Below are 12289 nucleotides of genomic sequence, written 5' to 3' on the forward strand. Positions count from 1 at the left end.
TCAGCACGTCGAGCGGCCAGCAAGGCCTCAGCTCCTTCTCCCTTCGCGGACTGGGGACCATCCGCACCCTCACCCTGCTGGATGGGCAGCGTGTCGTCGGCGCGAACGTGACCGGCGTTCCCGACATTTCGATGTTCCCGCAATTGCTTGTCAAGCGCGTGGACGTGGTGACGGGCGGCGCATCGGCTTCCTATGGGTCGGACGCGGTTGGCGGCGTTGTCAACTTCATCACCGACACCCGATTTGAAGGGTTTAAGGGCAACATCCTGGGCAGCATCACCAAATATGGCGACGATGAAACCGCGCTGGTCCAGGCGGCCTATGGTACATCGGCGATGGATGGACGGCTGCATTTCGTCGTCAGTGGCGAATATGACCATGAAGGCGGCGTGGACGCAGGAGATTTCGGCACCGACCTTGCCGGCAGCCGCGACTGGTATCGCGCAACGACGCTGTTCAATACGGGGCAGACCAACAATGGCCTGCCACAATATGTCTATGGCGACTATGCGCAGCCATACCAATATGCTCGCTATGGCCTGATCAATAATGGCCCGCTCCAGGGCATTGCCTTCGATGCCAACGGCACGCCCTATAATTTCCAATATGGATCGAATGGCCAGCCACTCGGCAACGGTCGGGTTAGCAATTGTTTTCAGGGGAACAGCTTCTGCCAGGGCGGCGACCTGTCGGGCGCGCCAGGTTCTGGCGCATCGCTCAAATCATCGCTGGAGCGGATCAACGGCTATACGCGCCTGGGCTATGACTTTGCCGACAACAATGAAGCCTATCTGACGGTCAATATCGCGCAGGTGAAGACCAACAACCAGCCAAGCCCCGGCTATGGCCGCGCCAACCTGACCGTCCAGTGCGACAATGCCTTCCTGCCGCAGACGATCCGCGACCAGTGCGCGGCAGCAGGCATCACCAGCTTCGGTTTCGGCTCTTCAAACGCGCAACTGCCCGATCCGCAGGTCTATACTGACCGCAAACAATATCGCTTCGTCGGCGGCCTCAAGGGACAGTTCGGTTTGGGCGGGACTGACTGGAATTACGACGCCTATTATGAACATGGTATCACCATTTCCGACATTCGCGTCCGCGATATCGTCCTGCAAAATCGCTATGTCGCAGCGGCCGATGCCATTAACCTGAACGGCGCAGTCGTGTGCCGTGATCCGGTCGCCCGCGCCAATGGCTGTGTGCCGATGAACATCTTCGGCAACTTCACACCTTCCGCGTCAGCGCTGGCTTATGTCGCGCCGCATGAAAATGGCCCGTTCCAGCACACCAAATTGACGCAGGACGTGGTCAGCGCCAACTTTTCGGGCGAACCGGTCGAGCTATGGGCAGGCCCGCTCGCAGTCGCGTTCGGTGCTGAATATCGGCGCGAATTTTATCGCGTCAACGCCGATCCCTATGGGGCGGGCGTGTCGCCGCTCAGCCCTAATGACGAAAATTATCCGGCCGATCCGCTACTCAATTCGGAACTCGGCAGCAACTGGGCGGCGGGCAATTACAAAAATGGCCGCGGCAAATATGAAGTTTATGAAGGCTTCCTGGAAATCAATCTCCCGCTGTTCGACAGCCAGGGGGCGGGCCGCGCGAACCTGAATGCGGCGGGCCGCGGCACCCACTACAGCACGTCCGGCACGGTTTGGGCGTGGAAGGTCGGCGGCACATGGGACACGCCGCTGGACGGCATTCGCCTGCGCGCCGTCACATCGCGCGACGTACGGGCGCCGAACCTGTCGGAACTGTTTGCCGCGCCGACCGTGACGACGCTGCCCAACTTCAACGACCCGTTCCGCAACGTCGCCGTATCGACCTTCCAGAACACGATCGGCAATCCGAACCTCAAGCCGGAGATTGCGCGCAACACCGAAGTCGGCATCGTCCTTGCCCGGCCGTCCTGGGCGCCTGGCCTGAGCCTGTCCTTCGATTATTACAACATCAAGCTGAACGGCGTCGTGTCGAGCCTTTCCGCGCAGCAGATCGTGCAATTCTGCTTTGAAGGCAATCAAGCCTTCTGCGGGGGATTCAGCCTCGACAATGCGAACCAGCAGCAGAATTTCGTTAACGTCCAGCCGTTCAACCTGGCTTCCTGGAAGACCAGTGGCTTTGACATAGAGGCAAGCTACCAGTGGCAACAGCCGCTCGGCCTGCCCGGCACTTTCACCGTTCGCGCGCTGGGCACTCACATCCGCAAGTTCATCGTCGATGCGGGCATCGCCGGGGTCGATCCAGTCGATCAGGCCGGGGCCAATAATGGCGCCACCCCGGATTGGAAATGGCTGGCCGTCCAGACCTACGACACCGGCAAGCTGACGCTGACGGTGCAGGAACGCTGGTTCAGCGACGGCACTTTTGGCAACCAATATGTCGTCTGTCAGTCCAGTTGCCCCGTGTCGACCGGCAACCACCCGACGATCAACTATAACAAGATGAAGGGCGCCTTCTACATGGACGTGGGCGCAACCTACAAGATCACCGATCAGGTATCGATCTACGGCAAGGTCGACAATCTGTTCGATAAAGATCCGGTCGCATCGCCGCAGACCAACACCGGTCTGGACATCAACCCGGCGCTCTATGACACATTGGGCCGCATCTATCGTGCGGGTGTGCGCTTCAACTTCTGATCTGATATTCCCAGTCCCCACCCACCTGTCCCGGCCCTGCACGGCCGGGACATATTTTTCCCAGTGGAGAGCATTGCATGAAATACGGATTGAGTGGAGCCTGCGCATCCATGCTGTTGTGCCTGGCGGGCGCGCAGCCGGCGCTGGCGTCGCCATCCGTTTACATGACGGTCCCGGATGAACCCCGCGCCGTCACAGTGAAGGGCGTAGGCGACGGTCGTGCCGACGACAGTGCCGCAATCCAGCAAGCGATCGACCAAGCCGCGACTGCCGGGGGCGGTATCGTTTTCCTGCCCGCCGGCACCTATCGCATCAGCCGGACATTATTCCTGTATCCCGGCGTGCGGATTTTCGGCATTGGCGCGCAACGGCCGATCATCCTCCTTGGCGCGAATACGCCAGGATTCCAGCGTGGGGTCGCCCATATGCTGATGTTTACCGGCAGCCAGCGCCAGACCGACAAGGGCACGCCACCAGCGGCGTTTCCGCCGGCAGGCAGCGTTCCGTTCAACAAGGATATCGCCGACGCCAATCCCGGCACTTTTTATTCAGCGCTCGCCAATATCGATTTTCGCATATTGGACGGCAATCCAGCCGCCACCGCGATCCGTTTTCATTCGGCACAGCATAGTTTCGTCTCCCATGTCGATTTCCACATCGGATCGGGCCTCGCCGGCCTCTATGATGTCGCCAATGAAGCGGAAGACCTGCATTTTTATGGCGGCCGGTATGGCATATTGGCGGAAAAGACCTCTCCAGCCTGGCCTTTTGCCCTGGTCGATTCAAGCTTTGAGGGCCAACGCGATGCCGCCATTCGCGAGCACGAGGCTGGACTGACCATGGTGAACGTGTCGATCCGCGACACGCTGGTCGGCATTGACATCGACGAAGGCTACGGCGATTGGCTGTGGGGCCAGGACATGCGCTTTGAAAATGTCTCCAGGGCCGGGGTCATCATTTCCAACGAAAATAATGTCTACACCCAGGTCGGCTTCCAGAATGTCGTGGCTGCCAACATGCCCGTGTTCGCGCATTTCCGGGATAGTAGCCGCACCCAGAAAGGGGCGGGCGCCACCTATAAGGTCGACAGCTTCACCTATGGGCTGACCCTGCCCGGCGCGGGGCGCATGGGCAGCTATGAAACCGCCATGAAGGCGACAGCGCTCAATGCCTTGCCAAGGGCGAGCAATGCCGCGATCCGCGCGCTGCCCCCGGTCAAGGACTGGGTCAGCGTGCGCGCGCTGGGCGCGAAGGGGGATGACCGGACGGATGACACCGCCGCATTGCAAAGGGCGATCGACGCGCATCGCGTCGTCTACCTGCCAGCCGGCTTCTATCGCGTCAGTGATACATTGCGCCTGCGCCCTAATACGGTGCTGGTCGGCCTGCACCCCAGTCTGACGCAGATCGTCCTGCCGGACGGATCGCCGGGGTTCCAGGGCGTCGGCGCGCCCAAGGCTGTCATCGAAAGCGCGCAGGGCGGCGATGCCATCGTCCAAGGCATCGGCATCAACAGCAATGGCGCCAATCAGCGGGCAACTGCCTTGTTGTGGAAGGCTGGCGCGACATCCATGGTCAACGATGTCAAGTTCCAGGGGGGACATGGCACCAACCTGTTCGATGGCACGCGCGTCAATCCCTACAACAATAACGCCACGGGCGACCCGGACGCGGCGCGGCGCTGGGACGGGCAATATGCCAGCCTGTGGGTGACGCAGGGTGGCGGTGGCACCTTCGCCAATATTTGGAGCCCCAGCACCTTCGCGCATCCTGGCATCCTGATTTCCGATACAAAAACACCCGGACGCATCATCCAGGCGTCTGTCGAACATCATGTTCGCAGCGAAGTCACGCTGAATCGGGTGTCCAACTGGGAATTGCTGGCCCCGCAGACCGAAGGAGAGGGGGGTGAAAGCGGTGACGCCACCGCGCTGGAAATTCGCGATTCCGACAATATCCTTGTCGCCAATTTTCACGGCTATCGCGTCACCCGCACGCGCAAGGCCGCGCCGGCGGCCGTTACCTTGTATAACGTTCGCGACATTCGTTTTCGCAATGTGCATGTGAACGGCGAGAGCGGCCTTGGCACCTGTGACGAGAATGGCTGCGCTACATTCCTGCGCGTTACCAAATTTCCCTATTCCAACGCGATTCAGGACGTGACCCACGGTATCGACGTGCGGGAGCGCGAATTTGCCGTGCTGGATGTGACGGATGCGCCTGCTGCCGCCGAGCCGTCCCGCTTTGGGGCTGCGGTCGAGAAACTGGCCGATGACTTTCATTCCATCGGCGGCGGCGCGGTCGATGCCGATGGTAGGCTCTACTTCATCGATCGTCAGTTCCAGCGCATCTGGCGCTGGTCCGACGCGGGGCGGTTAGAGATCATCCGCGACGCCGCGCTCGATCCAGTCAATCTGACGATCGACAAATCCGGCAATCTGCTCGTGCTCTCGTCGCAAGGGCGAAATGGCACAGTCTACAGCTTCAAGCCCGGCACGCCAGACACGCAGATGACCGTCATCGCGCCGACGCCTGTCTCGCGGGGCAAGGACGCGATTGTCACCATGCCCGTCAATTGGTGGAACAACGGCGAATTTCGCGATCAGATTGATCCCGCCACTTATCGTTTCACCACCCTGGAAGAGATGTTCGCGCGCGACATGGCCAAGCCCAAGACGCAGCAATATGTCTCGCCCGATGGGTCCGTCGCGCTTCCCGCATGGCGGGTTTTCTCACAAGGACCAACGGACCATCGCGGTCGGCGCTTTTCCGATGCGCTCGACACCTATGGCTTCGTTCAGGCGCGCCCGGGGGAGAGGGTGTTCGTCACCAACGGATCGGAGAACCGCACCTATAGCGGGCTAGTGGGGGCCGGGGGCACGCTGACCGATCTCAAGCCCTTTGCTAACCGTGGCGGGGAAGGGGTGGCGACCGATGCGCAGGGGCGCGTCTATGTCGCCAATGGACAGGTTTTCGTCTACGCGCCGGACGGCAAGGAGATTGGCCGGATCGACGTGCCCGAACGCCCGTTGCAACTGGTCTTTGGGGGCAAGGATGGCAGGACGCTCTACATCCTCACACACCACGCACTGTACGCCACGCAGACGCCCCAGAACTAAGAAACAGGCTATAGTGCTGAAGCGTTGATCACATTTGAAACCATGTTGATCACTGCACCGGATAAGCCGCAGAGGGACAGAGTGATGCATCGTGCATTTGGCCCTGCCGTCATGGTGCTCCTCATTTTCTGCGCTGCGGCTGCACAGCCAGCGGATGGAGCGACCTCAGTACCGCGGCTGGAACACCGGGACGGCAGGCATGCCCTGATGGTCGATGATGCGCCATTTCTGATACTGGGTGCTCAGGCCAATAACGCCGTCAACTATCCCGCCATGCTGGATACCGTCTGGCCGGTGCTGGAAGAAATCCACGCCAATACGCTGGAGATTCCGGTTGCATGGCAACAGGTCGAGCCTGTCGAAGGACGGTTCGACTTTTCCTATCTCGAGACGCTGCTGAAGCAGGCAAGGAAGCATGATAAGCGGTTGATATTACTCTGGTTCGGAACCTGGAAAAACACGGGCTACAGCTATACCCCAGACTGGGTGAAGTTAGACAGCAAGCGTTTTCCGCGCATGAAGACGAAAGAGGGCAAAGACCATGATGTGCTGAGCCCCCATGGAGGGCAGACGCTGGCGGCCGACCGAAAGGCTTTCGTCAAGCTCATGGAATATCTGCGCGATCACGATGCGCAGAACAGCGTCATCATGGTGCAGGTTGAAAATGAAACCGGCAGCTATCGTGTCCCGCGAGACTATGGCCCGGAAGGCGATCGTCTGTTCGCCCATTCAATTCCGGGACCCTTGTCGCGTGCAACGGGTAAGCAGGGCACGTGGGCGCAGGCTTTTGGAGACCAGGCAGACCGGGCATTCAACACATGGTATGTTGCAGCCTATGTAGAGGCCATCGCGCGAGCAGGAAAAGCGGTGAAGCCACTTCCCATGTATGTCAATGCATCATTAGCAGGGCCGTCAAACGTCCCCGACCCCACCGGCGTTGCCAGCGGCGGGCCGCAGCAGGACGTGCTCGACATTTGGAAAGCCGCCGCCCCATCCATCGATTTTCAGGCACCGGACATCTATGACGGCAAAAGCGCCAACGTCGTCCAATATCTCGATAAATATGCGCGACCTGACAATGCGCTGATGGTGCCGGAAATCGGCAATTCCCTTCTGTTCGCGCGGTATTCTTACGAGGCGATCGGGCGAGGGGCGATCGGCTTTGCGCCTTTCGGCATGGATCGCAGCGGCTATTTTAATTACCCGCTGGGCGCCAAGGCGCTGGACGAAAAGGTGATCGGCGCATTCGCGCGGCCCTATGCAATGATAGGGTCAATCATGCGGGACTGGGCGCGTCTTTCCTATGCCCATCCCACCTGGGGTAGCGCCAAGCCCGATGACGGATCGCCCGTGTCTACCATCATGGGCAACTGGAAAATCACTGGAGCATGGGGCCAGTGGCAGTTCGGTATGAAGGAATGGAAAATGTTCGCGGCCGAACCGCCGGCTGCCGCCGCTGAGCCGGTTGGCGGTTTTGCCCTGATCCAATTATCCGCCGACGAATTTCTGCTGGTCGGCGATCATGCGCGTGTCACGTTCGAACCCGCGCCCGACTCTCCGCCTAACGGCATCATGCTGCGTGTCGAGGAAGGCCGGTTCGAACAAGGGACATGGAAAATGACGCGGATATGGAATGGCGACCAGACCGACTATGGCCTGAACCTTACGGATCGGCCCCAGGTCCTCAAGGTCACGATGGGCCATTATCGATAGCGGGACGGCAGCGAGCGGCGCCAAAGCCAGTCCCTATCATCGCGTCGCGATATGCAATTACATCCACGCCCCCAGTTGCCAGGGTACGAATTCGAAGTCGCCGACGCCGATTATTTCCGACCGGGTCGGTGCGCCGGACGCGATGGATAGGATGCGGTCGTAGATCAACGCACCTGCGTCCTCGAGCGACATGCCGTCGAGAACAGGCGAACAATCCATGTCGATGTCGTCCGCCATCTTTTTGGCGAGCGCGGCATTGGAGGCCAGTTTCAGACAAGGCGCAGGCTGTGACCCGAACACCGACCCGCGCCCGGTCGTGAATGCAAGGACATTGGCGCCTGACGCGATCTGGCCGGTCGCCGAACAGGGGTCATAGCCTGGCGAGTCCATGAAACTCAGGCCATGCTTACGCCGCGGCTCCCCATAGAGCAGTATGTCGACCAGCGGCGAACTGCCCGCCTTGGCGATCGCGCCCAACGACTTTTCGAAAATGGTCGTTAGCCCGCCCGCCTTGTTGCCGGGTGATGGATTATTGTCGAGGCTGGCGCCGTTGCGAGCGGCATAGCTTTCCCACCAGGCAATCCTGTCTTGAAGTGCGCGGGCGACGGTCGGATCAGCGGCCCGAGCCATCAAGAGATGCTCTGCCCCGTAAATTTCCGGGGTTTCCGACAGATAGGCCGAACCGCCGGCTGCGATCAGCAGGTCGGTCGCGACGCCAAGCGCCGGGTTCGCGGTCACGCCCGACCAGCCGTCCGATCCCCCGCATTGGAGGCCAAGGACAAGGTCGGACACCGGGCAGGTCTGTCGGTGATCGGCAGCAGCCTCCTCAATCAATTCCTGGACGATGGTGGTGCCTTGATTGATCGCCGCCGCCGTGCCGCCGGCGTCCTGGATCGTCAGCGTGCGCAGGCGCGGGCCGATATTCAAGCCGTGACGGTCCAGCAACGCGTCGATTTGCGCAACTTCGCATCCCAGTCCCAACATCAGCACACCGCCGAAATTCGGGTGTCGTGCATAGCCGGCCAAGGTCCGTTCCAGGACTGCGAAGCCATCCCCGGAATTGGCCATGCCGCAGCCGCTGCTGTGCGTAAAGGGGGCAACGCCGTCGATGGAGCCGGGAAGGTCCTGCTCGAACCTGCGCGCGATCCGACGCACCGCCGTTGCGGCGCAATTGACGCTTGCGATGATGCCGATGACGTTGCGCGTCCCAACCTGGCCATCGGCGCGCCGATACCCTTCGAACCCCGTTTTGTCGGGGCTAGGGCGCGCAACAGGAGCGGCGATGGTGGCTGCGAGCGAAGATGATGGCGTGTGTGAACGGTCCCCTACCGTCAAATTGTGGGAATGGACATGCGAGCCCGCCGGGATAAATTGCGATGCCTGGCCGATCACCTGCCCATATTTGCGAACCGGTTCACCAGCTGCAAGGTCGCGCAGCGCCAGCTTGTGACCGGCCGGAACCGAATGAAGCACGGTCACGCCCAACACCGCCTCTCCCGGAGCTATGGCACTGGTCAGGACGGCGACATCGTCATCAGCCGCTATGCGCAGCGCAGGAACCACGTTCATCGTCCTCCATATGGGATCACCAGTCCACATATAGGCAGGGTAAGCGAGTGCGCTATGCCAGATCCCGTTTTTCCAGATAATGTCTTGCCCATAGGCAATTGCATTGAACGCCCGCAATCACGCCTAGATGCAGCGCATCTCCGCCGACATCTGATCTCGGATATGGTCGATAGCAGCGCGAATTTTTGGCATCAAATGCCGGCGCCGGGGATAGACGGCCCAAATCGGTTCTTCGTCCGGCCGAAGGTCGGGCAGGACGAGCCTCAACTGACCGCTCCGAATATGCGGCAAGACATAAAATTCCGGAAGCTGGCAGATACCCATGCCCGCCAGGCACGCATCCACCACCGCCAGGCCGCTATTGCAGCGAAAACGAGCCTGGGGCCGGTACAGCAGTGCCTTGCCATCGACCTTGAAATGCCATGTCGGGCTTGTCCCGGCGACACAGTCATGACGGTCCAGGTCCTCGACGCATGTGGGCGCAAGCGCGCGGTCGTCGAGATAGGCGGGGGCCGCGCATGTCAGAAAAGACCGATCACCGATCTTCGTGCCGATCAGGCGCGTGTCCGTCAGCGCGCCGGTGCGAATCGCAAGATCATATCCCTCCACGATCAGATCGACGACCCGGTTGGTCAAATCCAGGGTGACGCTCAACCGGGGATTCCGCATGGCGAAGCGGCGCATGATGGGGGCGAGAAACCGTTCGCCCATGGCCGTAGAGCAGGTGAGCCGCAGCTCCCCTTGGGGTTCGCTTTCCTCGTGGATAAGCGCCAGCATGTCCTCCCGGTCTGCAATCAGCTGCCGGCAATGGTCGAGCAGCGACCGGCCGGTGTCGCTCAGTCGGACGACGCGGGTGGTGCGGTGGAAAAGCTGAGTCTCCAGTCGTTGTTCCATATCCTGTATGGCCCGGCTGATATGCGATGTAGACACGCCCAATGCCCTCGCTCCACCAATGAAAGAGCCGGCGGTCGCGACTGCGACAAATTCGTCGATCCCGTCCCAGCATGACATGCTATTATCCCATATGCGGCATGATGAATTTCCTGCCCAAGGCCTTATCGCATCAGCGGGATATTGATAACAGGATTTCAACATGTGAATGAGGCCGAGGGTCGCCATGCCGGTCCTCACCCAAACCGAAATCCAGGAGTTGAGCATGAAGACGAGAGCTGCCGTAGCCTTTGCCGCCAAGACCCCGCTGGAAATCGTCGAGGTCGATCTGGAAGGACCGAAAGCCGGTGAGGTTCTGGTCGAGATTATGGCGACGGGCATTTGCCATACAGACGCCTACACGCTGGACGGCTTTGACAGTGAGGGCATTTTCCCGTCGATCCTGGGTCATGAAGGCGCGGGCGTCGTCCGGGACATCGGGCCGGGCGTCACCAGCGTCAAGCCTGGCGACCATGTCATCCCGCTTTACACGCCCGAATGTCGCCAGTGCAAAAGCTGCCTGTCGGGCAAGACCAACCTGTGCACCGCGATCCGGGCGACCCAGGGGAAGGGGTTGATGCCTGATGGCACGACCCGCTTTTCCTACAAGGGCCAGCCGATCTTTCATTATATGGGCTGTTCCACCTTCTCCAACTTTACCGTGCTCCCCGAAATCGCGGTCGCGAAAATTCGCGAGGACGCGCCCTTCGACAAGAGTTGCTATATCGGTTGCGGCGTTACGACCGGAGTGGGCGCTGTCATCAACAGCGCCAAGGTCACGCCCGGTTCGAACGTGATCGTTTTCGGTTTGGGCGGGATCGGCCTCAATGTCCTGCAAGCCGCCCGCCTGGTCGGAGCCGACCGGATCATCGGGGTCGATATCAACGCGGACAAGGCCGAATGGGGCAAACGCTTTGGCATGACCCATTTCTACAATCCGGCAGGCAAAAACACTGCGGATGTGGTCGCCGACCTGGTTGCGCTGACAGATGGTGGGGCGGATTACACGTTCGATTGCACCGGCAATACCGAAGTCATGCGCCAGGCGCTGGAGGCATGTCATCGCGGTTGGGGCGTTTCCACGGTGATTGGCGTGGCGGAAGCAGGCAAGGAGATTTCCACCCGTCCATTCCAGCTCGTGACTGGCCGGGTTTGGCAGGGTAGCGCCTTTGGTGGTGCCAAGGGGCGCACGGACGTGCCCAAGATCGTGGACTGGTACATGAACGGCAAAATCGAAATCGATCCGATGATCACCCATGTCCTCACGCTGGAAGACATCAACAAGGGGTTCGATCTGATGCACGCGGGCGAAAGCATCCGATCGGTCGTGGTCTTCTGATCCGACAGGGTCGGGAAGGGCGGGAGCGCCTGACCATCGGTGCGGCGCCCTGGCCTGGACCTGACCTCTTTTCCAAGGCTTATCTTCCCGGAGCGACAAATCATGACCATCGAAACCGTCTCCACCAACCAAAGCTTTGGCGGCGTGCAGGGCGTGTACAGGCACGCGTCGTCAGCCACTGGTACGGACATGATGTTTTCGGTCTTCGTGCCCCCGCATGAGGAAGGCGCGACGCTGCCCGTCGTCTGGTATCTGTCGGGCCTCACCTGCACGCATGCCAATGTCACGGAAAAAGGCGAATATCGTCGGCTATGTTCGGAACTTGGTCTGATCTTCGTCGCACCCGATACCAGCCCCCGGGGCGAAGGCGTGGCGGACGATCCTGATGGGGCTTATGATTTCGGCCTCGGCGCGGGCTTTTATGTCGACGCGACGCAGGAGCCTTACAGCCGGCATTACAGGATGTGGTCCTATGTGACGCAGGAACTACCCGATATTGTCGCGGACCATTTTCCCGTCGATCGGGACCGGCAATCCATCATGGGCCACAGCATGGGCGGCCATGGCGCGCTGACGATCGGCCTTGCCTATCCCGATCGGTTCAAGGCCATTTCCGCTTTCGCGCCGATTGTCGCGCCGTCACAGGTGCCCTGGGGACAGAAGGCGCTTGACGGGTATCTGGGAGACGACAGGGCAGCGTGGCGCAAGCATGATGCGGTGGCGATGATCGAGGATGGCGCGCGATGCGGCGCGCTGCTGGTGGATCAAGGGAGTGCGGACAATTTCCTGAACGATCAACTCAAGCCACACCTGTTGGCGGCAGCTTGCGAAGCAGCGGGAATCGACCTGACCCTGCATTTGCAGCCGGGTTATGACCATAGCTATTATTTCATCTCGACCTTTATGGCCGACCATCTGCGCTGGCATGCAGAACGCCTTTAGCGGCCTCTAGTTTGGCGCATTGGTCAAAAAGCAAG

The 12289-nt window shown here is 60.4% G+C and carries 7 protein-coding genes; 5 read left to right on the forward strand and 2 right to left on the reverse strand.

What is annotated here, in order from left to right; genetic code table 11:
- The 3 genes from B2V90_RS05580 to B2V90_RS05590 all read left to right on the forward strand — a co-directional run.
- Positions 1–2642 (forward strand): TonB-dependent receptor domain-containing protein (locus B2V90_RS05580; RefSeq protein ID WP_293920162.1); only part of this gene is annotated, 2642 nt, incomplete at its 5' end.
- Between the two features lie 77 nt (positions 2643–2719).
- Entirely contained in the window at positions 2720–5761 is a 3042-nt protein-coding gene (locus B2V90_RS05585; RefSeq protein WP_228221883.1) for a glycosyl hydrolase family 28-related protein, read from the forward strand.
- Between the two features lie 111 nt (positions 5762–5872).
- Positions 5873–7474 carry a DUF5597 domain-containing protein gene (locus B2V90_RS05590; RefSeq protein WP_228221882.1) on the forward strand — a complete coding sequence of 534 codons (1602 nt, stop codon included), beginning with the start codon at positions 5873–5875 and terminating at the stop codon, positions 7472–7474.
- A 57-nt stretch (positions 7475–7531) separates the two neighbouring features.
- Here the strand turns inward: B2V90_RS05590 and B2V90_RS05595 are convergent, their stop codons facing one another.
- Together B2V90_RS05595 and B2V90_RS05600 are read right to left on the reverse strand one after the other, a co-directional pair.
- On the reverse strand, positions 7532–9043 hold the full coding sequence (locus tag B2V90_RS05595; protein ID WP_228221881.1) for a UxaA family hydrolase: 1512 nt from the start codon (positions 9041–9043) through the stop codon (positions 7532–7534).
- Between the two features lie 123 nt (positions 9044–9166).
- Positions 9167–10054 (reverse strand): LysR family transcriptional regulator, encoded by an 888-nt coding sequence (locus B2V90_RS05600; protein ID WP_228221880.1) that lies wholly within the window; start codon positions 10052–10054, stop codon positions 9167–9169.
- 145 nt (positions 10055–10199) lie between these two features.
- Between B2V90_RS05600 and B2V90_RS05605 the strand changes: the two genes are divergently transcribed.
- Positions 10200–11312 (forward strand): S-(hydroxymethyl)glutathione dehydrogenase/class III alcohol dehydrogenase, encoded by a 1113-nt coding sequence (locus tag B2V90_RS05605; protein ID WP_228221879.1) that lies wholly within the window; start codon positions 10200–10202, stop codon positions 11310–11312.
- A gap of 108 nt (positions 11313–11420) precedes the next feature.
- Complete coding sequence (gene fghA / locus B2V90_RS05610) at positions 11421–12254, forward strand: S-formylglutathione hydrolase (protein ID WP_228221983.1); 834 nt, start codon at positions 11421–11423, stop codon at positions 12252–12254.
- Positions 12255–12289: the final 35 nt, after the last annotated feature.

Origin of the sequence: Sphingobium sp. UBA5915, from assembly GCF_002431195.1 — a bacterium.
GTDB lineage: Bacteria > Pseudomonadota > Alphaproteobacteria > Sphingomonadales > Sphingomonadaceae > Sphingobium > Sphingobium soli.

Excerpts from the sequence above, each read along its gene's own strand:
- B2V90_RS05600 (WP_228221880.1), bottom strand. The coding sequence starts at position 10,054 with ATGTCATGCTGGGACGGGATCGACGAATTTGTCGCAGTCGCGACCGCC.
- B2V90_RS05590 (WP_228221882.1), top strand. The coding sequence starts at position 5,873 with ATGGTGCTCCTCATTTTCTGCGCTGCGGCTGCACAGCCAGCGGATGGA.
- B2V90_RS05605 (WP_228221879.1), top strand. The coding sequence starts at position 10,200 with ATGAAGACGAGAGCTGCCGTAGCCTTTGCCGCCAAGACCCCGCTGGAA.
- B2V90_RS05585 (WP_228221883.1), top strand. The coding sequence starts at position 2,720 with ATGAAATACGGATTGAGTGGAGCCTGCGCATCCATGCTGTTGTGCCTG.
- B2V90_RS05595 (WP_228221881.1), bottom strand. The coding sequence starts at position 9,043 with ATGAACGTGGTTCCTGCGCTGCGCATAGCGGCTGATGACGATGTCGCC.